Origin of the sequence: Aliirhizobium smilacinae, assembly GCF_006335145.1 — a bacterium.
Taxonomy (GTDB): Bacteria; Pseudomonadota; Alphaproteobacteria; order Rhizobiales; family Rhizobiaceae; genus Neorhizobium; species Neorhizobium smilacinae.
In genome coordinates this window covers 401,364-426,891 of the sequence record NZ_VDMN01000003.1, presented here as the reverse complement: position 1 = coordinate 426,891, position 25,528 = coordinate 401,364, and the positions used below count along the sequence as shown (strand labels likewise).

General features: G+C 59.2%; 30 protein-coding genes. 16 read left to right on the top strand and 14 right to left on the bottom strand.

Annotation, left to right across the window (positions count from 1 at the left end):
* Position 1 precedes the first annotated feature (1 nt).
* Both xdhB and FHP24_RS16800 read left to right on the top strand, forming a co-directional pair.
* Entirely contained in the window at positions 2–2,338 is a 2,337-nt protein-coding gene (xdhB, locus tag FHP24_RS16805) for a xanthine dehydrogenase molybdopterin binding subunit (RefSeq protein WP_139677369.1), read from the top strand.
* A gap of 88 nt (positions 2,339–2,426) precedes the next feature.
* Entirely contained in the window at positions 2,427–2,927 is a 501-nt protein-coding gene (locus tag FHP24_RS16800) for a GNAT family N-acetyltransferase (RefSeq protein WP_394344642.1), read from the top strand.
* A 15-nt stretch (positions 2,928–2,942) separates the two neighbouring features.
* Here the strand turns inward: FHP24_RS16800 and FHP24_RS16795 are convergent, their stop codons facing one another.
* Positions 2,943–3,887: a GGDEF domain-containing protein gene (locus tag FHP24_RS16795; protein WP_139677367.1), complete on the bottom strand. Its 945-nt coding sequence runs from the start codon at positions 3,885–3,887 to the stop codon at positions 2,943–2,945.
* Between the two features lie 198 nt (positions 3,888–4,085).
* On the opposite strand from FHP24_RS16795, the gene xdhC reads away from it, so the two are divergent.
* Entirely contained in the window at positions 4,086–4,937 is an 852-nt protein-coding gene (gene xdhC, locus FHP24_RS16790) for a xanthine dehydrogenase accessory protein XdhC (RefSeq protein WP_139677366.1), read from the top strand.
* On the opposite strand, the gene FHP24_RS16785 is transcribed toward xdhC, so the two are convergent.
* On the bottom strand, positions 4,911–5,165 hold the full coding sequence (locus FHP24_RS16785; RefSeq protein ID WP_139677365.1) for a hypothetical protein: 255 nt from the start codon (positions 5,163–5,165) through the stop codon (positions 4,911–4,913). The two genes, xdhC and FHP24_RS16785, sit on opposite strands and share 27 nt — an antisense overlap.
* Before the next feature lie 125 nt (positions 5,166–5,290).
* Between FHP24_RS16785 and FHP24_RS16780 the strand changes: the two genes are divergently transcribed.
* Entirely contained in the window at positions 5,291–6,223 is a 933-nt protein-coding gene (locus FHP24_RS16780) for a LysR substrate-binding domain-containing protein (protein WP_139677364.1), read from the top strand.
* A gap of 25 nt (positions 6,224–6,248) precedes the next feature.
* Here the strand turns inward: FHP24_RS16780 and FHP24_RS16775 are convergent, their stop codons facing one another.
* Positions 6,249–6,482 carry a hypothetical protein gene (locus tag FHP24_RS16775; RefSeq protein WP_139677363.1) on the bottom strand — a complete coding sequence of 78 codons (234 nt, stop codon included), beginning with the start codon at positions 6,480–6,482 and terminating at the stop codon, positions 6,249–6,251.
* A gap of 115 nt (positions 6,483–6,597) precedes the next feature.
* Between FHP24_RS16775 and FHP24_RS16770 the strand changes: the two genes are divergently transcribed.
* Positions 6,598–7,494, top strand: a complete 897-nt coding sequence (locus FHP24_RS16770) for a LysR substrate-binding domain-containing protein (RefSeq protein WP_139677362.1) — start codon at positions 6,598–6,600, stop codon at positions 7,492–7,494.
* 18 nt (positions 7,495–7,512) lie between these two features.
* Here the strand turns inward: FHP24_RS16770 and FHP24_RS16765 are convergent, their stop codons facing one another.
* A complete protein-coding gene (locus FHP24_RS16765) occupies positions 7,513–7,848 on the bottom strand; it encodes a hypothetical protein (RefSeq protein WP_394344641.1) in 336 nt (111 codons plus the stop codon).
* Positions 7,849–8,189: 341 nt separating this feature from the next.
* On the opposite strand from FHP24_RS16765, the gene FHP24_RS16760 reads away from it, so the two are divergent.
* The 7 genes from FHP24_RS16760 to FHP24_RS16730 all read left to right on the top strand — a co-directional run bounded on the left by FHP24_RS16760 (position 8,190) and on the right by FHP24_RS16730 (position 15,353).
* On the top strand, positions 8,190–9,692 hold the full coding sequence (locus FHP24_RS16760; protein WP_139677360.1) for a S10 family peptidase: 1,503 nt from the start codon (positions 8,190–8,192) through the stop codon (positions 9,690–9,692).
* 116 nt (positions 9,693–9,808) lie between these two features.
* Positions 9,809–11,038: a urate hydroxylase PuuD gene (gene puuD, locus FHP24_RS16755; protein ID WP_139677359.1), complete on the top strand. Its 1,230-nt coding sequence runs from the start codon at positions 9,809–9,811 to the stop codon at positions 11,036–11,038.
* A 19-nt stretch (positions 11,039–11,057) separates the two neighbouring features.
* Complete coding sequence (guaD, locus tag FHP24_RS16750; protein WP_139677358.1) at positions 11,058–12,389, top strand: guanine deaminase; 1,332 nt, start codon at positions 11,058–11,060, stop codon at positions 12,387–12,389.
* Positions 12,390–12,432: 43 nt separating this feature from the next.
* Positions 12,433–12,711: a type II toxin-antitoxin system HigB family toxin gene (locus FHP24_RS16745; protein WP_246091786.1), complete on the top strand. Its 279-nt coding sequence runs from the start codon at positions 12,433–12,435 to the stop codon at positions 12,709–12,711.
* Entirely contained in the window at positions 12,704–13,084 is a 381-nt protein-coding gene (locus FHP24_RS16740; protein WP_139677357.1) for a helix-turn-helix domain-containing protein, read from the top strand. Before FHP24_RS16745 ends, FHP24_RS16740 begins: the two co-directional genes overlap by 8 nt.
* A gap of 132 nt (positions 13,085–13,216) precedes the next feature.
* The gene (locus FHP24_RS16735) at positions 13,217–14,362 is read left to right on the top strand and encodes an alpha-hydroxy acid oxidase (protein ID WP_139677356.1); all 1,146 of its coding nucleotides are present in this window, start codon (positions 13,217–13,219) and stop codon (positions 14,360–14,362) included.
* 55 nt (positions 14,363–14,417) lie between these two features.
* Positions 14,418–15,353 (top strand): lytic transglycosylase domain-containing protein, encoded by a 936-nt coding sequence (locus FHP24_RS16730; RefSeq protein ID WP_139677355.1) that lies wholly within the window; start codon positions 14,418–14,420, stop codon positions 15,351–15,353.
* 21 nt (positions 15,354–15,374) lie between these two features.
* On the opposite strand, the gene FHP24_RS16725 is transcribed toward FHP24_RS16730, so the two are convergent.
* From FHP24_RS16725 to FHP24_RS16680, 10 genes are all read right to left on the bottom strand, one after another.
* Positions 15,375–16,139, bottom strand: coding sequence for a hypothetical protein (locus tag FHP24_RS16725; RefSeq protein WP_139677354.1), 765 nt, complete (start codon positions 16,137–16,139; stop codon positions 15,375–15,377).
* 91 nt (positions 16,140–16,230) lie between these two features.
* Positions 16,231–16,977 carry a metallophosphoesterase family protein gene (locus FHP24_RS16720; RefSeq protein WP_139677353.1) on the bottom strand — a complete coding sequence of 249 codons (747 nt, stop codon included), beginning with the start codon at positions 16,975–16,977 and terminating at the stop codon, positions 16,231–16,233.
* The gene (gene uraH / locus FHP24_RS16715) at positions 16,977–17,333 is read right to left on the bottom strand and encodes a hydroxyisourate hydrolase (protein WP_139677352.1); all 357 of its coding nucleotides are present in this window, start codon (positions 17,331–17,333) and stop codon (positions 16,977–16,979) included. Before uraH ends, FHP24_RS16720 begins: the two co-directional genes overlap by 1 nt.
* The gene (locus FHP24_RS16710) at positions 17,330–17,836 is read right to left on the bottom strand and encodes an ureidoglycolate lyase (RefSeq protein ID WP_180356034.1); all 507 of its coding nucleotides are present in this window, start codon (positions 17,834–17,836) and stop codon (positions 17,330–17,332) included. The genes uraH and FHP24_RS16710 overlap by 4 nt, the downstream gene beginning before the upstream one ends.
* On the bottom strand, positions 17,833–18,195 hold the full coding sequence (locus FHP24_RS16705; RefSeq protein WP_139677350.1) for a HepT-like ribonuclease domain-containing protein: 363 nt from the start codon (positions 18,193–18,195) through the stop codon (positions 17,833–17,835). Before FHP24_RS16705 ends, FHP24_RS16710 begins: the two co-directional genes overlap by 4 nt.
* Positions 18,192–18,485, bottom strand: a complete 294-nt coding sequence (locus FHP24_RS16700) for a nucleotidyltransferase family protein (protein WP_139677349.1) — start codon at positions 18,483–18,485, stop codon at positions 18,192–18,194. Before FHP24_RS16700 ends, FHP24_RS16705 begins: the two co-directional genes overlap by 4 nt.
* Positions 18,486–18,548: 63 nt before the next feature.
* The gene (gene uraD, locus FHP24_RS16695; RefSeq protein ID WP_139677348.1) at positions 18,549–19,046 is read right to left on the bottom strand and encodes a 2-oxo-4-hydroxy-4-carboxy-5-ureidoimidazoline decarboxylase; all 498 of its coding nucleotides are present in this window, start codon (positions 19,044–19,046) and stop codon (positions 18,549–18,551) included.
* Positions 19,043–19,987, bottom strand: a complete 945-nt coding sequence (gene puuE / locus FHP24_RS16690) for an allantoinase PuuE (RefSeq protein ID WP_394344632.1) — start codon at positions 19,985–19,987, stop codon at positions 19,043–19,045. The genes uraD and puuE overlap by 4 nt, the downstream gene beginning before the upstream one ends.
* A gap of 77 nt (positions 19,988–20,064) precedes the next feature.
* Positions 20,065–20,772: a DUF1045 domain-containing protein gene (locus FHP24_RS16685; protein ID WP_139677347.1), complete on the bottom strand. Its 708-nt coding sequence runs from the start codon at positions 20,770–20,772 to the stop codon at positions 20,065–20,067.
* A gap of 126 nt (positions 20,773–20,898) precedes the next feature.
* Positions 20,899–22,122 carry an NAD(P)/FAD-dependent oxidoreductase gene (locus FHP24_RS16680; RefSeq protein ID WP_139677346.1) on the bottom strand — a complete coding sequence of 408 codons (1,224 nt, stop codon included), beginning with the start codon at positions 22,120–22,122 and terminating at the stop codon, positions 20,899–20,901.
* Here FHP24_RS16680 and mnmD point away from each other — a divergent pair.
* From mnmD to FHP24_RS16660, 4 genes are all read left to right on the top strand, one after another.
* Positions 22,121–22,882 (top strand): tRNA (5-methylaminomethyl-2-thiouridine)(34)-methyltransferase MnmD, encoded by a 762-nt coding sequence (gene mnmD / locus FHP24_RS16675; protein ID WP_139677345.1) that lies wholly within the window; start codon positions 22,121–22,123, stop codon positions 22,880–22,882. The genes FHP24_RS16680 and mnmD overlap by 2 nt on opposite strands.
* Positions 22,883–23,019: 137 nt before the next feature.
* The gene (locus FHP24_RS16670) at positions 23,020–23,418 is read left to right on the top strand and encodes a hypothetical protein (RefSeq protein ID WP_180356033.1); all 399 of its coding nucleotides are present in this window, start codon (positions 23,020–23,022) and stop codon (positions 23,416–23,418) included.
* Positions 23,419–23,541: 123 nt separating this feature from the next.
* Entirely contained in the window at positions 23,542–24,111 is a 570-nt protein-coding gene (locus FHP24_RS16665) for an NADPH-dependent FMN reductase (protein ID WP_139677343.1), read from the top strand.
* A 279-nt stretch (positions 24,112–24,390) separates the two neighbouring features.
* The gene (locus FHP24_RS16660) at positions 24,391–25,527 is read left to right on the top strand and encodes an acyltransferase family protein (RefSeq protein WP_139677342.1); all 1,137 of its coding nucleotides are present in this window, start codon (positions 24,391–24,393) and stop codon (positions 25,525–25,527) included.
* The last annotated feature ends 1 nt before the right edge of the window (position 25,528 follow it).

The following is a 25,528-nucleotide window of genomic DNA, read 5'->3' as shown; positions in this document are numbered from 1 at the left end:
GATGGACAAAACCTCCTTCGAGATGAAATCCGCTATCGATGGCCCGATGCATGTGTCGCTGAAACATGATTCAGCACACAAGCATGTCACCGGAACTGCCGAATATATCGACGATATTCCCGAACCGGCCGGCACGCTCCACGGCGGCCTCGGGCTTGCCGACCGGGCGCATGCGCAGATCCTTTCCATCGATCTCGACGCCGTGCGCTCAGCCCCCGGCGTCGTCTGGGTGATGACGGCGGACGATATTCCCGGCGCAAACGACGTGGCCTCGACCGGCAAACACGACGAGCCGCTGCTGGCAACCGATCTCGTCCAGTTTCACGGCCAGCCGGTCTTTGCCGTTTTTGCCGAAACCCGCGATCAGGCGCGGCGCGCTGCAAGGCTGGCGAAGATCGAATATCGCGATCTGCCCCACTGGACGGATATCGACGGCGCGCGTGAACATGGTGCGCCTCTCGTTACCGAACCGATGACGCTGAAACGCGGAGAGCCGGAAACCGAGATCGAAAAGCCGGAGTTCCGCGTTCAGGCCTCGATGAATATCGGCGGCCAGGAGCATTTCTATCTCGAAAGCCATATCGCCTTTGCCATTCCCGGCGAGGACGAGGACGTCACTGTCTGGTCATCCACCCAGCACCCGAGCGAGGTGCAGCATATGGTGGCGCATGTGCTGGGCGTTTCCAACCACGCGGTCGAGGTGAAGACACGCCGCATGGGCGGCGGTTTCGGCGGCAAGGAAACCCAGAGCAACCAGTTCGCAGCCCTTGCCGCAGTCGCGGCGAAAAAGCTGAAGCGGGCGGTGAAATTCCGCCCCGACCGCGACGAGGATATGTCGATCACCGGCAAGCGCCACGATTTCCGCGTCGATTACGACGTCGCCTTCGACAAGAAGGGCAAAATCCATGCGGTCGATGCGACCTATGCAGCGCGTTGCGGTTTCTCGGCCGATCTGTCCGGCCCGGTCACCGACCGCGCCCTCTTCCATGCCGATAGCAGCTATTTCTATCCGCATGTGCGCCTGACCTCGCAACCGCTGAAGACCCATACCGTTTCCAACACCGCCTTTCGCGGTTTCGGCGGACCGCAGGGCCTGCTCGGCGGCGAGCGGATCATCGAGGAAATCGCCTATGCACTCGGCAAGGACCCGCTGGAAATCCGCAAGCTGAATTTTTACGGCCAGCGCGGATCGGGCCGCACCGTCACTCCCTATCATCAGGAAATCCACGACAACGTCATCGCCCGGATCGTCGACGAGCTTGAAGCCTCGTCCGACTACAGGAAGCGGCGCAAGGCGATCCTGAAATTCAACGAGACAAGCCCCGTCATCCGCAAGGGCATTGCGCTGACCCCGGTGAAATTCGGCATCTCCTTTACGCTGACCGCCTATAATCAGGCCGGCGCATTGGTGCATGTCTATTCGGACGGTTCGATCCATCTGAACCACGGCGGCACCGAAATGGGCCAAGGCCTCTATACAAAGGTGGCGCAGGTCGTGGCAGACGCGTTTCAGGTCGATATCGACCGGGTGAAGATCACCGCGACAACGACCGGAAAAGTGCCGAACACCTCGGCGACGGCCGCCTCCTCTGGCTCCGACCTCAACGGCATGGCTGCCTATGATGCCTGCCGTCAGATCAAGGAACGGCTGATCGACTTTGCCGCGCGGCAATGGCAGGTCAATCGCGACAAGATCGAGTTCCTTCCGAACCGGATCAGGATCGGCAGCGAGATCGTGCCCTTCGACACTTTCATCAAGGCCGCCTATTACGATCGGGTGCAGCTTTCGGCCGCCGGTTTCTACAAGACGCCGAAAATCCATTGGGATCGTGCGGCCGGCCGCGGTCATCCCTTCTATTATTTCGCTTATGGTGCCGCGGTTTCGGAAGTCTCGATCGACACGTTGACCGGCGAATATATGGTCGATCGCACCGACATTCTCCACGACGTCGGAAAATCGCTCAACCCAGCCCTTGATATCGGCCAGATCGAAGGTGCCTTCGTCCAGGGCATGGGCTGGCTGACGACGGAAGAATTGTGGTGGGATGCGAAGGGTCGCCTGCGCACGCATGCGCCCTCGACCTACAAGATCCCGCTTGCCTCCGACCGTCCAAAAATCTTCAACGTCAGGCTGGCGGAATGGTCGGAAAATGCCGAACCGACGATCGGCCGTTCAAAGGCAGTGGGTGAACCACCCTTCATGCTGGCGATCTCGGTTCTGGAGGCGATTTCCATGGCAGTGGCAAGTGTTGCCGACTACGCCATCTGCCCACGCCTTGATGCGCCGGCGACACCGGAACGGGTGCTGATGGCGGTGGAACGGCTGAAGTCCCTGTAAAAAGTCATATAAAAACGCTTCGATTTTTTCCCGCAAAGGCTTAGTTTCAATCAGCGGGAGCGGGAATATCGAGGAGGCAGACATGACGATTACCATCCGTGCCGAACGCCCCGGCGACGAGGGCGTCATTCACGAACTGACCCAATCCGCATTCGCGCCCATGTCCTACAGTTCGGGAACCGAAGGCGCGATCATCCGTGCGCTGCGCGCCCGCGGCGACCTGACATTGTCGCTGGTGGCGGAAGAGAATGGCGAGATCATCGGCCATGTCGCCTTTTCACCGGTCACCATCGACGGCCATTACGACGACTGGTTCGGGCTGGGTCCGATTTCGGTAAGGGCAGACAGGCAGAAGCAGGGTATCGGCCGCACGCTGATCCGCGAAGGCATCCACGAGTTGAAAGCGTTGGGGGCCAACGGCTGCGCACTGGTCGGAGATCAGGCGGTTTATAAAGGGTCAGGCTTCGTCAGCGACGGGCAACTCACTTATGAGGGCGTGCAGGACATCTACGTACAATACCTCACACTGTCAGGCCATGCACCCCACGGCGTACTCACCTTTTCTCCAGCATTCGCGACATTGGAATAGGCCGAAATGCAAGCGTCAAGACGCTAGCGCTTCCTGCTGAATCTCCAGGCAAACCAGCTGGTCGCGACCTGCGCGCTTGGCCTCGTAGAGCGCCTTGTCGGCCGATGCGATCATGTCGGAGAGGTCGGCGCAACCGGGTGCTGCGATCGCCAGCCCGGCGCTGACGGTGAAATTCGCCGACGGATGTCCTTGCCAATTGAAATCCGCGCCGGAAAAATTGGCCCTGATCCGTTCGACGATCGCGATGGCTTCCCTGGCTTTCAGGTTCGGCAGGAACAACACGAATTCTTCGCCGCCCCAACGCCCGGCAATATCCGTTGCGCGGATGGAGTTGCGCAGGACATCGGAAAAGCAGGTGATGACCTCGTCACCGGCATCGTGCCCGAAGCGGTCGTTGACACCCTTGAAGCCGTCGAGATCGAATATCACCATCGAGGAGTAACTGGTGGCGTTCGCGCTTACGCTCTGCAGCACATTGGCGCGGAATGCACGGCGATTGAGAAGACCGCTCAGACTGTCGGTTTCCGCAAGGCGCTTGAGATCGTTCTGGTAACGAACATGGTCGGAAATATCCCTGATCACTGCCACCATCATCGGCGACCCTGCAGCAGACGTCCTAAGGATGGTGATCCCGAGATTGATCTCCGTACCGTCCAGACGACGGCCCGCGATGGTTGCGCTTCTCTGCCCCATATATCGCGCTTCAGTGTTACCCGATTGGAAGCTGGCCACAAGCTTCTGATGAAACCCGTGAACGCGTTCCGGCAGCAGGACTTCAAGGGGTTTGTCCAGTAGTTCTCCTGATTTCCAGCCGAAGATGCTTTCAGTCGCAGGGTTGCAGAGCCGAATGATGCCGTGATCATCGATACCGATAATTCCATCGGCAATTTCGAAGACGATCTTTCGGTAGATATCCTGGGAGGCTGGTATCAGCGAGGCAATCGATGCTCTCTTCGTCATAGTAACCCGTCGTCTACTGGAATATCGCGCAACAATTATCAAAAATCAATTTGACGTCGGGCAACATCTACAACGAAATTACTGATATATTTTTAATAGAATTTCTCGCATTTTGAGAAGAGAGACAGAGAATACCCGCAAAAATAGCAGGCAGAAACGGATGATGCAGCCGATTGTGAAGGTGCTATGTTCGTGCCCATGAGTGCATCATCCCTCTCCGCTTTTCTCGCGCGCAACAGATCGGTTCTCGTCGAAGTGGTCGAAGCCAGGGGCTCGACGCCGCGCGAAGCCGGCACATACATGCTCGTTGCGGATAGGACGATCTGGGGGACGATCGGCGGCGGCCAGTTCGAATATATGGCGATCGACAATGCACGCGCCATCCTGCAAAGCCACGGCGAATCCTTGATGGATATTCCGCTCGGCCCGGAAATCGGCCAGTGCTGCGGCGGCCGAACGAAACTGCGCTTCACCCTCGTGACCCCACGAATTGCAGCGGAGCTGGAACAGCGGATCGTCCGCGAAAACGACGAGCGCCCGGCCGTATTCCTGTTCGGTGCAGGTCATGTCGGACTGGCACTCGCGAGGGCACTTGCTCCCCTACCCTTTGCCGTGACCGTCATCGAAACACGTAATGAGGCGTTGCAGACCCTGCCCGTGGGCGTAGCGTCGCGCCTGACTGCCATGCCCGAGGCCTCTGTGGATAACATCCCGCCCGGCGGCGCCGCGGTCATACTCACCCACGACCATGCGCTGGATTTTCTGATCGCCGAGCGCGCGCTGGCAAGGCACGACCTGGCTTATGTCGGCATGATCGGATCTGCGACCAAACGTGCGACCTTTTCGCATTGGCTGGACCGGCAGCACGACCACGCCTTGCATGATGAAAACGCGACGATGATGTCCCGCCTTGTCCTGCCGATCGGCGGATCAGCGGTCAGGGATAAACGCCCGGAGGTGATCGCAGCCCTCGTTGCCGCGGAACTTCTGCAGCGCGTGCCTCTCACAGTGTCGAACACCGTGTCAGAGCGGCAGATCGCGTCCGACTGACCGCTGTCTGTCCTGCCAGAAAGCTTCCGCCCGCTCCGGAGCCGGTTGTTCGAACCCGGCATCGGCGCGCAGATTCTCCGGCAGGCCGGGAGCAACCGTCTTGCCGCCTTTCAAGAGACGCCGGAACAGCCGAACGAACCGCGCCTGCAGGCGCTGGCGGAAGGGTTGTCGGGAAAGCGGCGCGGAAGCCTGAAACTCAGGCACGGCATGGGCATTTGCGGACAGCATGATTCGCTCTACATCGATCGTTGAAGTTGTTTTGATGGCACCAGCAATGCCGCCGATTGCAGCAGATTTCCAATTCGAATACAGTCTGCCGCGATAAAGAGAGCTTATGGCTGAGGACCGCATCGATGAAACTGTCGCGTCAGCTTCCGTTGAATGCGCTAAGAGTCTTCGAGGCGGTCGCTCGTCTGGAGAACTTCACCCGTGCCGCCGAGGAACTGGGCATGACCCAGACTGCCGTCAGCTACCAGATCAGGCTTCTCGAAGAGCATCTCGGCGACGCAGTGTTCATCCGCAAGCCAAGGGCTTTGCAACTGACCGAGACCGGTGTCCAATTGCTGCCGAAAGTCTCGGAGGCCTTCGCGCTCCTGACCGACGCGATGACCATCGCCCGGCATTCAGCGGGAGAAACGCTGGAAATACAGTCACCGCCGACATTCGCCTCTCACTGGTTGTCGCGCCATCTCGGTGCGTTCCAGCAGAATGCTCCGCATCTCAGCGTCCGGTTGACGCGCACCATGGGCTACGATGACGACAAGGCACCGAACGACGTCGCAATTCGGATCGGCTCGAAACCCTGGGACGGACTTATCTGCCATCGGATCATGACCCTTGGATACACGCCCATGCTGCATCCGAAACTTGCAGCCAGTATCGGCGGCATAAGCAAGCCGGCGGATCTTTTGAAACTGCCATGGATCTCCGATACCAAGGACGTCTGGACAGGCTGGTTCGTGTCACTGGGGTTGGATGTAAACCGCATCAGGCACGTCAATCTCAACACTTTCGGCGCATTGGATTTGCAGGCCAATGCCGCGATCGCCGGCCATGGTGTCGCCATGCTGAGCCCGTTCTTTTTCTCCGAGGAGCTTTCGGCCGGACGACTGATCCAGCCTTTCGGCGAAAGCATCGGCGACGGGAAAAGCTATTGGCTCGTCTATCCCCAATCCCGCCGCAACACACCGAAGGTCCGCGCGTTCAGGGACTGGATCGAGCAAACGCTGGTCCGCGATCTGGCCGACCGCGGTCTCGACGCCTCTCATCCTGAAGCGCCGACCTGAGCCGTTTGATCGAATATTAAGCACCTCACAGCGAATGCGGGGGCAAATCTATCAGATGCCAGGCACTGGACCGGACGCATCGCTCGACCGTGCTCGGCGACACCCGTCCGTCAAGCATGCCCAGATCGCGCAGGTCATGTTCACTCAGCGCCTCGTGATCCGCACGATTGGTGCCGGTGCGCCCGGCAAGAATTGCTCCAGCCAGGTTTTCGCTCGTGTTTTTCAGGCGCAGAAAGCCTGTCAGCAAACCATTGACCATGGTCGCATCTCCTTATTTCACCATCGCTGAATTGATGTCTATGATTGGAAGATGCGCTCGATTATGCTTCGTTTCCAACGAAACATCCGTCTGCATGCATAAAGAGATTTGATCCATGAAGATGTCGAAGCAATTTCCTCTCAACAGCCTGCGGGTTTTCGAGGCAGCCGCCCGGCATATGAGCTTCACCCGCGCTGGAGAAGAACTGAGGCTGACCCAGACCGCCGTCAGCTACCAGATCAAGCTTCTGGAAGACACGCTGGGAGAGCAGTTGTTCCTGCGCCGGCCGCGGCAGGTGATGCTGACGGATGCCGGTGCGAGGCTGGCGCCGAAAATATCCGAAGCCTTCGAGATCATCGACGAGGCGCTGGCCGGCACGAAAAGCCAATCCGACAGCACCCTGATCATCCACACGACCGCGACTTTCGCCGCGCGCTGGCTGGCGCATCATCTCGGCACGTTCCAGCTCGAAAACCCTGGCATTGCGGTAAGGCTCGAAACCTCCCAGGAGATGGTGGACTTCACCCGTACCGAAGCCGACATCGCGATCCGCAGTGGCAGCGGCCAATGGCCGGGGCTGAGAGCGCATTTCCTGATGAAGAGCGACTTTACCCCGATGCTGAGCCCGGCACTGGCGGAAACGATCGGCGGCGTTCATGAGCCGGCAGATATCCTCAAGCTGAGGATAATCGATCCCGGTGACATCTGGTGGCTGCACTGGTTCGCAGCAGCCGGCCTGCCCGAGGAAAATCTTCAGGGACGGCCGATCAGTCGTCTCGGCGCACAGACTATCGAAGCGGCAGCAGCGATCGCCGGTCAGGGCGTCGCGATCCTCAAACCGGAATTTTATGCGGATGACGTTGCGCTCGGTCGCCTGATCCAGCCTTTCGAATTGAGGGCGACGGACGGCAGCGACTACTGGTTCGCCTACCCGGAAGCTCGCAGGCATTCGAAAAAGATCACCGCATTCCGCGAATTCATGCGCAAGATGATGCCGACCTTTCGCGACTGATCGCGACCTCAGGCCAGTTCAATAGCTCATGTCGGGCGCATAAAAACAGCGCAGAGTATCCTCGGTTGGATAGAGGCAGAGGTGATATTCCTCGTCCTTCGACCGGCGCGCCTCGCTCTGCGGCATGGTGAAGTGATGCGGCCGCGTGATCAGCCGGTGATCGCCGGGTCCGAGCGAGATCTCGTAGCCCTGATTGGTGACCTTGACGTTGCGCGTCGAGATCATCTGGCAGTCACCGCTCTTGCTGTCACCATTGCAGCAATAACCGTCATATTTCCATGTCACGCCGTGGGCGCTGTGGGCCTCGTGAGCGCCGGCGGGCAGCATTCCGATGCCCGAGAAAAACGCAATCATCACACCTGCAAGAATGCATCGCCTGTCTTTGGGCATCAGACTGTTCTCCGTTGATGGATGCCATCCCCGGCGGTGTTATTGACGCAATACCCCGGCACCACCGGTTGAATTTGCACTTGCTACAATACCCGAGTCGCCTTAGCCGGCTAAGCCCGCATTTGTGCAATGCACAACTATAAACTTTAGAATACCCTAAAATTAAGCTGGTCGGAACGTCCGTCAGCGTGGCGGGCTCCGCGGCCGGAACAAAATCCGCAAGACAGATGCTGTTGAAGAGTTGAGTTTCGGTGATCGAGAACATCCCCTATCTTCACGGCTTGATCCGAGAGGAAGGAATTCAGATGCGCGCCCGATGGTACACGATCGTAAGCTTGATCCTGCTCGGTCTCATCGGCGGGCCGGCATATTCTCAGGAACCGGGCCGCAGTAGCGGCGGACCATCGATCTTCGATCTTATTCCCGCCGACAGTTCGACCGAACATCTGCTGAAAACCCCGAATGGCGATATTCGCTATACGGCGACTGCCGGGACGATCGACCTTTTCGGTCAGACGGGCACACGAAACGCGAAGATTTTTTACACTGCCTACAAAGTCCCCGATGCGGAATCATCTCGACCCGTTACTTTTGTTTTCAATGGAGGACCGGGCGCAGCTTCGGCCTATCTTCACCTCGGCCTGATGGGACCGAAGGTCGCCAGTCTTGGCAGTGACAGCCAGGATGGAACCACGCCGACACTTGAGGACAATCCGTCCAGCTGGATTGGTTTCACCGACCTCGTCTTCATCGATCCGGTCGGCACCGGCTGGAGCCGCGCCGTACCCGACGCGCAAAATGCCTTTTACGGCGTGAGGCAGGATGCCGAGAGCCTGGCAAAATTCATCGCCCTCTACACGCAGAAGAACAACCGCCTCTCCTCTCCTAAATATCTCGTCGGGGAAAGTTACGGCGGCTTCAGGTCCGCCAAGGTCGCGAAGGCTCTGAAGGACAGCCAGGGCATTCTCGTGTCCGGCATCGTCATGGTCTCGCCGATGATCGATGGCCGCTTCCTGATGACGGCCGACACGGATCCTGTCACGGCCGCCCTGCAACTGCCATCGCTGGCGGCAGCCGAATTCGAGCGAACGGGAACATTTTTACCGCAGAAGGTTCAGGAAGCCGAGGCCTATGCGATGAGCACCTACCTCGTATCGCTTGCGGGCGCGACCCCGTCCGGGGCAGAGGCGGAAGCCCTCTATGCACATGTCGCGGCACTGACGGGCGTACCGAAAGATGCAGTTGCCCGCACCCGCGGTTTCGTCAGTTCGGTCTACCGGACGCAATCCGCCGGTAACGGCCGGCTCGTCAGCCCTTACGACGGTGCCGATATCTCGGCCGACGCATATCCCGAACGCGCCAATGTCACCAACGACGATTCCATTCTGGACGGTTATACGCGCGCCTACGGCGCCCTCTTTGCCGCCTATGCGAGGAACGACCTGCGCTTCGAAACCGACATGACCTACACGCTGCTGAGCGGCGAAGTGAACCGCCAGTGGGATTGGGACGGAAGGCGATCGGATGCAAATGCTTCCGACGATATACGCGATCTTCTCTCCGTCATCCCCTCGTTTCGCCTTGCGGTTCTGCATGGCTATAGTGACATACTGACGCCCTATGGGGTCTCGAAATTCCTTCTGAACCACCTGCCTGAACAGCTTGCGACTGGCCGCACCGAACTGAAACTCTACCGTGGAGGCCACATGTTTTACAGCGATCCCAACTCGCGGCGGCAAGCGAACGAAGACATGCGCTCCTTTTACCGGGCAGCAATATCGGGTCAGGCCGAACGCCCCCGAGGCTAGGGACAGACAATAGGGAGAGATGCCCTAGTTTCATCCTGCGTCCTCCTGCCCCTTCCCACGTCCCGTTTTTTTCCTCACACTTACGAGTCGGGAACAAAAAGAACGGGAACAACCGAATGTATGAGTATGCCGTAGCCTGGGAATGGCTGAGCTTTGCGTTGCGCTGGTTTCATGCCATCACCGCGATCGCCTGGATCGGATCGTCCTTCTATTTCATCGCGCTCGATCTTGGCCTGGTAAAACGGCCGCATCTGCCGCCGGGCGCCTATGGCGAGGAATGGCAGGTCCATGGCGGCGGCTTCTACCATATCCAGAAATATCTGGTCGCTCCGGCACAGATGCCCGAGCACCTGACCTGGTTCAAATACGAGAGCTATTTCACCTGGCTGTCCGGCTTTCTGCTGCTCTGTGTGGTCTATTATGGCGGCGCCGATCTCTTCCTCGTCGACCGCTCGGTGATGGAACTGGAAAACTGGCAGGCGATCTGTCTGTCGCTGGCCTCGCTGTCGATCGGCTGGCTGTTCTACGACCAGCTCTGCAAGTCGAAGCTCGGCAACAACACCTGGGGTCTGATGATCCTGCTTTATATCCTACTGGTGCTGATGGCCTGGGGGTATACGCAGATTTTTACCGGCCGCGCCGCCTTCCTGCATCTCGGCGCCTTCACCGCGACGATCATGTCGGCCAACGTGTTTTTCATCATTATTCCAAACCAGAAGATCGTCGTCGCCGACCTGATCGCCGGCCGCACGCCGGATGCGAAATACGGCCGCATCGCCAAGCAGCGGTCGCTGCACAACAACTATCTGGTTCTGCCCGTCATCTTCTTCATGCTGTCGAACCACTATCCGCTGGCCTTCGCCACCCATTTCAACTGGGTGATCGCCTCGCTGGTTTTCCTGATGGGCGTGACCATCCGGCACTGGTTCAACACCACTCATGCCCGCAAGGGCAAGCCGACCTGGACCTGGCTGGTGACGGTCATCCTCTTTATCCTCATCATCTGGCTGTCGACAGTGCCGAAAGTGCTGACGGGCGAAACGGAGACAGCGCTATCTCCGGTCAGCCAGAAATTCGCATCGAACGCGCATTTCGAAGCCGCTCGCGATGTGGTCATGGCCCGCTGCTCCATGTGCCATGCGGCCGAACCGGTATGGGACGGCATCGCCTTCACGCCAAAATCGGTAAAGCTCGAAACGAATGCCGAGATTGCCAGCCACGCTCGCGAAATCTATATCCAGGCAGGACGAAGCCATGCCATGCCGCCCGGCAACATAACGGACCTCACGCCTGAGGAACGCAAATTGCTGGTCGCGTGGTATGAAAGCGCAATCGCTTCCAGATAGCTCACCGACATAGGTACATATGACATCGACCCTGATCCGCGGACGCCTCCTCTCCTTCAAGCGCGCGCCTCACTCGCTCACCGACAGCGACAGCTATCTGTATGAGCATGACGGCGGTCTGCTTGTCGGCACCGATGGAAAGATCGCCGCGATCGGGGATTATGCCGCAGTGAAGGCCGATGCGCCGGAGGATGTGACCGAAATCGATCACCGGCCGCATCTGATCCTGCCCGGCTTCATCGATACCCATGTCCATTTCCCGCAAATGCAGGTGGTCGCTTCTTACGCGGCCAACCTGCTCGAATGGCTGAACACCTATACGTTTCCCGAGGAATGCCGCTTCGTCGAAAGCGACCATGCGACGCGCATCGCCACCCATTTCTACGACGAGTTCCTGCGCCAGGGCACGACGACTGCCGTCGCCTATTGCTCTGTTCACAAGGCCTCTGCGGATGCCTTTTTCGCCGAAGCCCTGAAGCGCAACATGTGCATGGTCGGCGGCAAAGTGATGATGGACCGCAACGCCCCGCAGGGCCTGCTCGACACGCCCGAGATGGGGTATGACGAGACCAGAGCGGTCATCGAACGGTGGCATGGCAAGGGCCGCAACCACGTCGCCATTACCCCCCGTTTCGCCATCACCTCGACGCCGGGCCAGATGAAGGCCGCACAAACGCTCGCGGAAGAATTTCCCGACCTCTTCATCCAGACGCACCTTTCGGAAAACCACGAAGAGATCCGCTACACCTGCGAGCTCTATCCGGAAGCGAAAGACTATACGGATATCTACGCCCGTTACGGCCTGCTCGGCAAAAAGACCCTGCTCGGCCACGCCATCCATCTGTCGGAACGGGAGCTGGACGCATTGTCGGAAGCGGGCAGCATCGCCGTCCACTGCCCGACCTCGAACCTCTTCCTCGGTTCCGGCCTCTTCCCGATGAAACAGCTGATGCGCCGCGAAAAACCGGTCCGCATCTCCGTCGCCACCGATATCGGCGGCGGCTCCAGCTATTCGATGCTGAAGACGATGGACGAGGCCTACAAGATCCAGCAATTGCTCGGCGAGCGCCTTAACCCACTCGAAAGCTTCCATCTGATGACCCGCGGCAATGCCGAGGCGTTGTCGATGCAGGACGATATCGGTACGCTGGATATCGGCACGACCGCAGACCTCGTCATACTCGACGCAGGTGCAACGCCTGCCATGAAGCTGCGGATGGAAACGATCAGGACGTTGCCGGAAGAACTCTTCCTGCTGCAGACCATGGGCGACGACCGCACCGTCGTCGAGACCTATGTGGCAGGCAAGGCGATGAAAAGCACATCCATTGCAGCCAATTCGGGAGCGTGATATTTTCCCATGCGAATAATCTCTCGTCGCACGCTGAGACTATTTGCTGAAAGGCCAGAAGGGTGGCGCAGCCTTAAAGGCCGCGCTAGATACCTGGTTTCATGAAGCACAAAAGGCTGAGTGGCGCTCAACGGCTGACATCAGGAAGCGATATGCTCATGCGAGCATCATCAATGCCGAGCGGGTGGTCTTCAATATCAAGGGAAACGACTATCGGCTGATTGCCTCTGTGGATTTCAGGATCGGAGCGGTCTGGATCAAGTGGAGCGGCACACATCGCGACTACGACCATATCGATGCTGCAACGGTGGAACATGATTGAGCTGAAACCAATCCGCAATGAAGCCGACTATAACGAGGCGATGGCTTTGTTGAAGACCCTGTGGGGAGCTGCGACTGGTACGCCCGAAAATGACAGGCTTGACCTGCTTGTGACGCTGATCGACGATTATGAAAACCTCCGTCATCCGATGGATCTGCCGGACCCCATAGACGCCATCCTTTTTCGCATGGAACAGCAAAATCTAACGCGAAAAGATCTTGAGTCGCTTCTCGGCAGCCGAGGCAGGGTGGCGGAAATCCTCAATAGAAAACGACCGCTCTCGCTCGACATGATCCGCCGACTACATGCCGAGCTAGGAATTCCGGCCGAAGTTCTGATACAGCCCATTCGACCGGCAAAAGACGCGGCTTAAAAAAGTATCGGCTTTGGCAGGTTAGGCAGCCGGTACGACATCATAAAATGTTGTCACCACATCGAATTCGACTTCCTTCGTTTCCTCCGTGTGCTACCTCTCTGACACCACGTTAGGGAGGGAGACCCAGGAATGTCCAAGCCGCTTACAATCGCCGATCTGAAGACCAAGGCCCGTCGTCGGGTACCAAAGATGTTCTTCGATTATGCCGATAGCGGCGCCTGGACCGAAGGCACCTACCGCGCCAACGAGGACGATTTTTCGAAGATCAAGCTGCGCCAGCGGGTGTTGGTCGACATGACCAACCGATCGCTTGCGACGACCATGGTCGGCCAGAATGTCTCGATGCCGGTAGCACTCGCGCCGACCGGTCTGACCGGCATGCAGCATGCTGACGGCGAGATGCTGGCGGCAAAGGCGGCGGAAGAATTCGGCGTGCCTTTCACGCTCTCGACCATGAGCATATGCTCGATCGAGGATGTGAAGTCGGTCACCAGCAAGCCTTTCTGGTTTCAGCTTTACGTGATGAAGGATCGCGGCTTTATCGAACGGCTGATCGGCCGCGCCAAGGCCGCCGGCTGCGGCGCCCTCGTCGTGACCGCCGATCTGCAGATTTTGGGCCAGCGCCACAAGGACCTGCGCAATGGCCTCTCCGCCCCGCCGAAATGGACGCTGAACAGCGCCTTCCAGCTGGCGACGAAACCTTTCTGGTGCCTGGACATGCTGCAGACCAAGCGCCGCGGTTTCGGCAATATCGTCGGACATGCCAGCAACGTTTCCGACCTCTCTTCGCTGTCTGCCTGGACGGCCGAACAGTTCGATCCGCAACTTTCCTGGGACGATATCCGCTGGATCAAGGATCTCTGGGGCGGCAAGCTGATCATCAAGGGCATCCTCGACGAGGAAGATGCCCGCGCAGCCGCCGATACCGGTGCCGATGCACTGATCGTCTCCAATCACGGTGGCCGCCAGCTCGACGGCGCCCCCTCCTCGATCTCGATGCTGCCGAAGATCGTCGATGCGGTCGGCGATCGGCTGGAAGTGCATTTCGACGGAGGCATCCGGTCCGGTCAGGATGTGCTGAAAGCGGTGGCACTGGGCGCCAAGGGCACCTATATCGGCCGCCCGTTCCTCTACGGCCTCGGCGCCATGGGCAAGCCGGGCGTAACAACGGCGCTGGAAATCATCCGCAAGGAGATGGACATCACCATGGCGCTCTGCGGCAAGCGCGATATTGCCGATTGCGGCAAGAACATCATCGCCTCCTCACCCTTCTAAGTTGGGATAAGATCCAAAGCCGGTTACGATGCTCCGCTCAAGGGAGTGGGGCGGAATGAGCGGCTCTGGATGGTCTTTAACAGCGGCGGCACTCGGTGCCTCGCTGCTTTTCGGTGGAACAGCCCTGGCGTCTGAAACAGTCGCGGCCGTCGACAAGCGTGAGGAAAACGCCTGCCTCTACGAGAGATCTGCTGACGGCCAGCCGATCTGCATCCGCAAAAACTTCTTCAACGCCGACCTCTGCCGCGCGATCGAATTATCAGCAAACAAACACGCCATCCCACCGGCTTTTTTGGCCCGCCTGATCTGGCGCGAAAGCCTGTTTCGCCCCGAAGCCGTGAGCCACAAGGGCGCCGAGGGCATAGCGCAGTTCATGCCTTCGACGGCCAGGATGCGCGGACTTGGCAACAGTTTCCATGTCCTCGACGCGCTGGATGCATCTGCCGCCTACCTGAAGGAACTGAGCATCCGTTTCGGCAATCTGGGCTTTGCCGCAGCAGCCTATAATGCGGGCGAGAACGGGTTTGCACGCTTCCTCTCGACCGAAAAGCTGCCGATCGAAACACGCGACTATGTCTTCGCCATCACCGGCGCGCTGATCGAGACCTGGCGCGATGCCCCGCCCGAAATTGCGGCACCCGCTCTGGACGAGGCCCTGCCCTTTCAGGACGCCTGTACGACGCTGGCGGACACACGCCGGATGAACGAGCCTGTCCTGGCCGGTTCTGCCGACTGGGCTCCCTGGGGTGTTCAATTGGCAGCCCACTATCGCCCTGCCGTGGTGGATCGGCTGTTCGCCCGTGCAATCCTGGGATTGCCGGCGCCGCTGAATGAGGAGCGTGCCCTCGTCGTCAGGCAACGTGGCGGCAATTTCGGAAACCGTCCGCGTTATGCCGCACGGATCGGACGCGAGACGCGTCAGGAGGCGACGAACCTATGCTCCGCCATCAAGACCGCTGGCGTTTCCTGCACCGTCTTCCGCAATCGCTGAATTCGGCTGTGCTGAACCTCGTCAGCCGCACCAGCCGCTTTTTGCTGAACCGGGACGTTTGGCGAGACCCTCGTTGACCAGCACGTCGGCAAGCGACCGGCCGTTGCGCGTTACGTCACGCAACTGGTGCCCATCGACGGCCGAATTGTTGCCTTGCCAGGTAACGAGTTCGAACGGGCCGGAATCAAGGAAGGCGCGCACGCGCAGTTTCGCATCGCTGGCCTTGATCCGCTCTGCCTCGCAACGCGGTTTCTTGATATCCGGCACCTCGACGCCGACGAGGCGGATTTTCTGGCCATGGAAAACGAAGCGATCGGCGGTCACCACGCAATCGTCCTGCTTGGCCGTGCCGCAAAGGAAAAACTTGCCCTGATAATCGCCGGCAAGGTTTTCGCCCGATTTCGGAGCCGCTGAAGGCAGGGAGGCTATCTCCAGGCCCGGTTTGCCGACGGGGGCCGGCGGAATGATGGCGGCTGTCTGTGTCTGGTCCGGCGGCCCAACCGGACGCGGCGGGACAGGCGTGATCCCGCGATGGGACGGAGCCGATGGAGGTTTGGCGGCGACGACCTTTTCGCGCGGCTCCTCACGGGGTGCCGTGTGAACTGGCCTATCGGCCGTCAGGCTGGCGACGAATTTCCGGGCAGGCGCAAAATTGTCATAGAGAGCGATGCCCCCACCGATCACCACGAGTGCTGCGACCCAAGGCAGGAACGAAGATCCCGAGCGTGCCGATGCGCGCCTGCCACCCTTGCCTCGGGTGCCCGTTTTTTTCCGTACCTGAGCCATGGAACCATCTCCTGTCGAATCGGAGAGGAGTATCCGGAATAAGCCTTGCCGAATGGTTTCTAGATATATCCGAACTCAGGTTGTCCGAACTTTAAACCCGCCCCGTCGCAAGTGCACTGGCCCATTCAGGCCGACCGTTCTTGGCAGCAAGCCTCGACATGGCCATATGATCGTAGGCCACGTTGCGGAAGGTCACAGCCCATCCGCCTTCGGTCTTTTCGATCACCGCATAGGAAGCCATGGCGTGGCCAGTCTCGACCTTGTGGTAGAACGGTGCATCGTCATCATAGGCAGGACAACCGACGCTGCCGGGATTGACGATCAGCCGTCCGTCGGAAAGCGCCACCATCCGTGCAATATGGCTGTGCCCGCACAGAATGAGCGACTGTTCAATGCCTTGCGCCAGCGCCTCGATCTCATGCTGAGGACGCAGCGTCACATGCGCGTGCGGTGAAACCGTTTCCAACCAGTAGACATTGTCGTCTTGCGGCGTCGCGTGGCAGAGAAAAACCTCCTCGCGCCAGACCATGCTGAAAGGCAGTTTGCGCAGCCAGTCGAAATGCCGGGACGACATCTGGCGATGCGCATGCGCATCCGATGCAGCAAGCTGATCGGCCGCCATCTCGATAAGATAACGATCATGATTGCCCCGCACCGTCCGCTCGGACGTCAAGTCGAGCAAAAGCAGCAGATCGCCTGTGTGATCCGCTTCCAGCGGCCCGCTGAAGCAATCACCGAGATTGACGATGTCGCGGATTCCAAGTGCGGCGATATCGTCGAGCACCGCCTTGAGCGCCGCGCAGTTCCCGTGAATGTCGGCGATCGCGGCAAAGCGCATCAGCTGCCCCGATAAGTGGAATAGCCGTAGGGCGAGAGCAGTAGCGGCACGTGGTAATGCGCCGTGACATCCGAAATGCCGAAGCGGATCGGGATGACGTCGAGGAAAGCGGGCTCGCTCAGGATGACCCCGTGGGCGCGCAGATAATCGCCTGCATGAAAGACGAGTTCATAAGTGCCGGCGACGAAACTCTCGCCGATCAGGATCGGCCCGCCATCGACACGCCCATCGGCATTGGTCGTCACCGACTTGAGCTTCGTCCGAGCCTCGCCCTCGATCCGGTAAAGATCGATGATCAGTCCCTCGGCCGGCCTGCCGGTGGCCGTATCGAGCACATGGGTGGTGAGGCCGGTCATGCAGTTGGCTCCGAAATCTGGTAGGGCGTGTCGAAAAAGAACTCTTCAAGATTGGCAGCGGTATTGTCGCGATCGACGACGAGGAAATCGCTGACATCGCCGAGCACCATCAACGGATGGTGCCAGGTCTTGGCGAAATAGTTCACGCCCTGATGCGCCGCCGCCAGAAATATCTTCGGCCGCCCCGGCTTTCCGCCCTCGTCATCCGACACGCCGACGAGAAACGGCCTGCCGGACAAAGGTACGAAACTCTGGCTGCCATAAGGGTGCCTTTCCATCATGCCGACCTCGTAAGGAAACTGCCGGGGCTGGCCGCGAAAGATATTGAAGATCAGCCGCTCGGGTGCGCCGACAACGATCGGCTCCGCCAGCCCATGGTATCGCTCTGTCGTACCGTTGTTGATCAGCCGCATCGTTGACGGATCGGCCTCTATCACATCGCCGTAGGGCGCGAAGGCGGATTTGGTGAGCGGGAGGATTTTCAGAACTTCATTCAAGATCATTCGCCTTGGGAATGTAGGTTGCGGAGGCTCTCGAGATGAAAAAGAAGATCGGGTATCGATGTCTGTACAGTCGTCAGTACCACCGGCAACTCCAGTTCATAGTAGTCATGAACAACGAAATTGCGCATTCCCTTCATTTTCACCCATGGTATCTCTGGATGCTCATTCGGAAAATCCGGATATCCAGCCATGATCCGCGTAGCGCTTTCTCCGATCAGTACCAATGCCATGCCGACTGCCATTTGCGTTCGCGTGTCCGCAACAAATTGCTCGAGGGTCATACCGTCTGCAAAAGCGCGAGCCTGCAGGGCAGCCGCGTGCATCTGGTCGAGATAAGCTGCTAGACGATCGCTGGTCATATGGCCGATGCCTCGATGAGCACGTGGGCCTTGATCCGTTCAGGCAGTCCGCCAGACGTGACGATATCCACCTTGATCCCCTCGAACATCCGCTCCAGCTCGTATTGCAGCCCGCCAAGATCGAGTAATGTCGTTCCCGGCAAAGCATCGACGAGTATGTCGATGTCGCTGTCCGGGCCATCCTCGCCGCGCGCGACCGAACCGAAGACGCGCGGGTTCGCCGCGTTGAAGCGCTTCGTCGCTTCACGGATCGCCTCGCGGTTCTTTTCAAGCACTTCCGAGGGTCGCATGTGCAAAACTCCGGTTACAGTCATTATAGGCGACAGGAAGAAAAGGGAAAAGCACGCAAGCGCTCACCCTTCCGGCAGAAGCACCTGCAATCGTAGAAGCGCAATCCGCTCCACCTGCGCACAGGCAGTCGAAAACTCCTGCTCTGCGCTGTTGCTGATGCGCGTCTCGAAAGCCGAAAGAATGTCGTCCCTGTTCAACCCCTTGACCGCAATAATGAACGGAAAGCCGAATTTCGTCGTGTAGTCGGCATTCAGCGCCGTGAAGCGTAAGTGTTCGTCGGCGCTCAGACGGTCGAGGCCGGCACCGGCCTGTTCTTGTCTGCTATCTTCCGTGAGATCCCCCGCAATCGCCAGCTTCCCGGCGAGATCGGGGTGAGCCCGCAGCACGCCAAGCCGCTCGTCGTGACCGGCCTTGCGAAACTCCGATACCATTGCTGCATGTACGCCCTTGGCCGTCAGCGGCACGAAGATCAGACCGGCGTCATAGGCACGCTCTGTGATGAAGGGCGAATGTTCGAACACGCCGCCGAAGGCCGCGATGAAATCCTGTCTGGCGGTCATGCGGCACCCGTTGGCCAGTTGGTCGGCCTGTTATGCTCGTGCCAGTGTTTTGCGATCTCGATCCGCTGCGGCACCCAGACCTTGTCGTGAGACAGCACATACTCCATGAACCGGCGCAGCGCAGCGACACGACCGGGCCGGCCCACGAGCCGGCAATGCAGTCCGACCGACAGCATCTTCGGACTACCTTCCTCGCCCTCGCGATAGAGCGTATCGAACGCATCCTTGAGATAGGCGAAGAACTGGTCGCCGGAGTTGAACCCCTGCGGCGTCGCAAACCGCATGTCGTTGGTCTCGAGCGTATAGGGGATGATCAGGAAAGGTTTGTCGTCCAGTCCTGGCACCCAAAAGGGCAGATCGTCGGCGTAGCTGTCGGAGGAATAGAGGAACCCGCCCTCTTCCATCACCAGCTTCAGCGTATTGTCCGAGGGTTTGCCCTGATACATGCCATAGGGCCGCTCGCCGACGAGTTCCGTATGCAGCCGCACCGCTTCCAGAATATGCTCACGCTCCTTGTCGATCGGAAAATCCTTGTATTCCAGCCAGCGGTATCCGTGGCTGGCGATCTCCCAGCCGGCCTCTTTCATCGCGGCAACCGCTTCCGGGTTGCGCGCCATGGCAAGTGTCACGCCGTAGACGGTGCATTGCATCTTGAGTTCGGTAAACAATCGCCACAGCCGCCAGAATCCGGCGCGCGAACCGTATTCGTAGATCGATTCCATGTTGAGATTGCGCTGGCCGGGCCAAGGCGCCGCACCGACGATTTCCGACAGCAGGTTTTCCGAAGCAGCATCGCCATCGAGAATAGAACTCTCACCGCCCTCTTCGTAATTGATGACGAATTGCACGGCGATATTGGCACCGCTCGGCCACTTCGGATCAGGCGGGTTGCGACCGTAACCAACGAGTTCGCGCGGATAGTCTTTTATGTTTATTGGCATCATTCCACCTCTGATTTTGACACGACGGTAGCGCACCGCTTCCGCCGCTGTCGAGATGGAAGATCTGACGTTTTGCCTCAGGCTATTTTTCGGGCCGCGACGCGCCCCATCGGATGTAGCGAATGAACCTGCAGCGGGGCCCCCGGTTCCTCTTCGACAAACAGCGCAATATTGGAGATATCGACAGGTTTTGTCAGATAGGGCGCGAAATAGTCCCTCAAGGCCGGTTCGATGAAGCTGCTGTCGCGCGGCAGAAGAGGGCCTGTCAGCGCCATGTGGAAACGGAACTCATCCATCACGTAAGGATGGCCCCAACGATAAAGATTGGCAAATTGCGGCGCCGACAGGTCGCCGGGATCGCTACGCTCGAATTCCGCATCCGACAGTGGCGCGCGAAACACGTCGAATTCCTGCACGACGGCGCAGGCAAACAGGCGCATCTGTTCGCAGGGTATTGCCGGAACAAGACCGAAGAAATTACCGAGCCTTGCCACCTCAAGTGGTGGCAGCTGGAACGGCTCATGCGAGCCCGCGAAACGCATCAGGTGCCGCAGCAGCATCGACTCGTTGATATCGGGCGAAAGCCGGAACGGCGCCTTCAACGCGGCGTGAAAGCCGCTTCGACGCGGAATTGCCGTATGGAAGGAAATTTCGTGCAGGCCGACACCGCGAATGGGGGGAAGCTCGACCGCATCTCCCGAAAATGCGTTGCGACCAAGCCACTGCGACGCGGCGAGCGTCAGCGGGTCATGGGCAGGCGGAGTGAAATATATGGCATAGCGCATGCGTCACCTTCTCGTGCATCCCTGTCAAACGCCCTGTTTAATTACGCATTTGCTTATTCAGTCCGTGATCAGGGACCTAAGTGATTTGCGTGACAGATTGACGACGAAGATGAAGAAGATTCGCGTTTAACGCGCAGCGACGGAAAGATGGTTTTCCAGCAGGAATGCTGCAGGCACCGGCATTATTCGACCGGAAACGGCATCGAGTGCCGCCTCGGCAAGCAGATGCGCTACCCCGAAGCTCACCTTGAAGCCGCCGGTCAGCGCAATCACGTTTGCGTGGCCTGGATGCGGCCCGACCATCGGATCCCGGTCGATCGCCTTGGGGCGCAACCCCGCCCAGCGCTCTACAACCGGAGCATTGCGAAGCGACGGTACGAGCGCCCTTGCTCTTTCGACAAGATCTTCAAGTTGATGATCGGTGGAAAAGGGCTCGTCGAACGTCTCTTCGCTGGTGCTGCCGAGTGCGACGTCACCATTGTCGTGCGGCACGAGATAGAGACCGTTGAGGTAAAGAAGCGGCAGATCGGGATCCGCCCCTGCCCTCAGCAGCGCCGCCTGTCCCTTGACCGGCTGACCGATCGGTTGCGGCAGCGGAGCCGACAATGCCTCGATCAACGGGAAGGCATGATGACCGGCTGCCACAATGCAGGAACCAAAAGCGATGCTTGTTCCGTCAGCGAACAAAACCCTGCTCGACTTGGCATCGATTTTCGAGGCGGCAAGTCCTTCGACCACTGTGACATGACGGCCGGCATGCAGGCTGGCGGCAAGCGCCTCGGTGAGTTTGCGTGGAGAAACCCTGGCCGCAAACGTGTCATGCACGATGCCTGCCTCGCAGAACGGCGCATCCGGCCAGCCGGAATGTGGCGTCTGATCGGCCACATGCCAATGGAACCGTCGCCCGCCATGATCCCAGTGGGTCGCTGCGTCCTCGGAATGGCGGAAGGCGATTGCCCGCAGATGCGATTTCGGCAACGGGATCAACCGACCGGTGCGGCGGTAACCGCAGGAAAGCCCGGTTTCCGCCTCGATCTGCGCCACTTCGTCTTCCAGTGAAAGCAGCGCATCGAACTGGAACTGTTTCTTGTCGTTCCACTTGTCCGGCATATGCGGCATCAGCGCGCCGAGCAGGCCGCCGCTCGTGCCGCGCCCAAGTCGCCCGGAATCGACGAGCACCGTGCGGATGCCGAGCCGCTCGGCTTTTACCGCCGTCCACAGGCCCATGATGCCGCCGCCGAGGATAACCAGATCGGCAGAGGCCGGCAGGGTTGCGGCACCATGCGGAGAGACGGCATCCCGCACTCCAGATTGACCACCGGCGCCAGCCGGATTATCCGCATTGTTCATGAGCGACCATGATCCCGATTTGAAGACACTTGACGGCGAAAGCCCGGCATTCCAGACACTCGACTGGCACGAAGGCGATATGCCGTATTCCCAGGAATTTGGCGATCACTTTTATTGCCGCACCGATGGGCGGCTGGAATGCGGCCACGTCTTCCTTTCCGGCAATGGCCTGCCGGACCGCTGGCAGGACATGCGCTCTGGCGACACATTCCGCATCGGCGAACTGGGCTTCGGCACCGGCCTGAATTTCTGCGAAACCTGGCGGCAATGGAAGCTGGTGCGCCAGCCGGGCGCGAGGCTTCATTTCACCTCGTTCGAACTCTACCCGATGAAACGCGACCACATCGACCGCGCGCTGTCCCGTTGGACGGAAATCGATACGGAACGGCAGGCGCTTGCCGCAGCATGGCCGGACGAACCGACCGGCCATGTGACGATCGAAGTCGACGTGCAGACCCGCCTGACGGTCGTCTGCGGCCCGGCGCTAGACGGCGTGACGGCAGCGGAACCCGATTTCGACGCCTGGTTTCTCGATGGTTTTGCGCCGTCGCGCAATCCCGCGATGTGGTCGCCCGAACTGATGCAGATGCTGTTCGACCGCACCAGACCGGGCAGCAGCTTTGCCACCTATGCCGCCGCAGGCTTCGTGCGGCGCAATCTCGGCGCCGCGGGCTTTATCGTCGAACGTCGCCCCGGCTTTGCCGGCAAGCGTGAAATGCTGTGCGGCACGCGGTCACATTCAGGCTCCGCCGACGGCTGATCTTCAACACAAATGAATTGAAGCTTCTTACCCGGCCCCATACACCCTGCCGGCGCAACGTCTTGATGATTAAGACAGCCGATCCTCTATCCAAGGGGCGCATATCGGTTTGAATGAAAACTGACAAAGGAACGCAGATGTCGATCACCGTACAGAAAACAATCCCCGCTGCGCGCATGCGTCAGTTCCACGAGATGGTCGACCGTTGGCTTCAGGAAGGTCCGATCAGGCTCGCGACCAGTGCCACGATAACTGCAATGGACAACGCAGGTATCCCGCAGGCTGAACAGGTAGCTATCCTTGAGGACCGCGATATTATCATGAAGCACAATATGCGCCTCGGTCTGATCAGCGAAATATTTGCATCGGCCATGGAGACGGCCGTGGCATCGTCCCGGTCGGGAAGTGAAGCGCAGGATGAGATCGCCCGGTTGATCGTTACCGCGGTTGGTATCCGTCAGGATGATGAGAGCGAACTGGTCACATTCAACTTCGCCACGCAAAACGAGGCAGATGCATTCGACGGATCTATCTGACGGCAATCGCTTGAGTTACGCACAGCCCCTTCACCCGCACATGGCTGCCATTCGAAATTTGCACCTGCATCCTTCGGCCGCAGGGGTGAAACAGGCATGTTGGATCAACATAGGAATTTCAGCATGTCATTGAAGCTCAACGTCATCATCGGCAGCACCCGTCCGGGCCGCGCCGGCCCGGCAATCGGCAAATGGGCCGCCGACCATGCCAAGCAACACGGCAAGTTCGAAGTCGAACTCGTCGATCTCGCCGATTTCAACCTGCCGCTTCTCGACGAGCCGAACCATCCGCGCATGCAGAAATACGAGCACGAGCATACCAGGCGCTGGGCCGCCAGCGTCGCATCCGCCGACGCCTATCTCTTCCTCACCCCGGAATACGACTATTTCCCCAATGCCGCGCTGATCAACGCGCTGCAGGTCCTGTCGCTGGAATGGTCGTTCAAGCCCGCCGGTGTGTTGAGCTACGCGCACGTATCAGGCGGCCTTCGCGCCGCCCAGGAACTGCGTTTGCTGATCAGCAACCTCAACATGATGCCGATCCCGCAGACGGTCCCGATCCCCTTCTTCACCAATTTCATCGACGAGCAGAAGGTCTTCAACCCGACCGCTCCGATGAACGAAGGCCTGAATGCGGCACTCGACCAGCTGGCAACCTGGGCCACAGCCCTGAAGGCCGGCCGTCAGGGCTGAAATCTAGAATAGTATCGGCAACGATTAAGGGAGGAGCCCGACAGATCGGGCTCCTCCCTTTAATTTTTTTTCGGCACGCAACGGCAGCGCCCACGCCTGCACTGCAAGCACTTGTCGCGGGCGTCCGACGGGCCAACCGGACACCAAATCACAAATTTCGGCATCATGGTCACAATGATGCCATATCCGCCCTTCCTTTTTTGCAGTGCAGCAACATGTGTTCTGCGAAGCAACCGAGTGCGCGCGAACGGGCGGACGATGCAGCGGGGAGATCGCCGGATGAACAGTTCCGCCAATAGCAGCAGGATCGCATGCCTGGATGGCTTGCGTGGTTTGGCAGCACTGTGGGTGCTCGTCGGACACGCCCATATCCTGACCGGTTTCAGGGTGCCTATCATTGGAGACCCTGATCTAGGCGTGGACCTATTCGTCATGCTGTCGGGTTTCCTGATGGTCTTCCACTACCAGCTGAGACGAAACAAAGAGCCCTGGGAGGCACCGAGCACCTGGACCGTCTTCTGGGTCAGGCGGTTCTTCCGCATCGCACCGCTGTATTATGTCATGCTGTTCGCGGCGCTGACCCTCGGCCCGATCATCTACGATGCCCGCATGGTCATTGATGCATTCAACGCAGTCCCCCCGCAGCCGGCATCGCGCTACCTCGATGACAGTGCCACGAACTATCTGCTTCACCTGAGTTTCCTGTCCGGCTTTAGCCCGACATACGGATACAGAACGGCATTGCCTGACTGGAGCATCGGCCTGGAGATGCAATTCTATCTAGCCCTGCCGTTCATCATGGTCATCGTCGGGCGGCTGGGCTGGGTGAAGAGCATTCTCGGTGTTGTCGCAGCGGGTGTGGTCACCGCCTACGTCGTCTCCAAGCTCGGCTATCACTTTCCGATGCCGACCTTCCTGCCGCTCAAGATGCATGTCTTCGCCGCCGGGATGATCCTTGCTGCCGCACTGGGTGTCAGCAACCGCCGCGCTTACGCTTATGCGGCGCTCGCCTGCGTCTTCGTCCTTATCCCGATCGGCGGGTCGATGCGGCCCATGCATGAGATCGTGCGGCTGTTGCTGGTGATCGCGTTCTTCGTGCTGGTCCACGCACCACGTCTGCCATCGATGATCTCCAGCATTGCCCAGACGATTTCCGATCATCTCGGCAACCGGTTTTTCCACACGCTCGGCGAACTATCTTTCGGTGCTTATCTCGCCCACCTGCTGATCTTGCAGCCGGTCGTCGCCTATCTGATCCGCCATTTCGAGATGGGCGATCCAGCGCGCTGGCTGGTGACACTGATCATCACCATTCCCATGACTTACGCACTGGCGGCTGCCGGTTACAACCTGATCGAAATGCAGGGACAGAAGATCGGCCGGAGCCTCACCAGACCGCGGACCGCCGCGGCCTGAT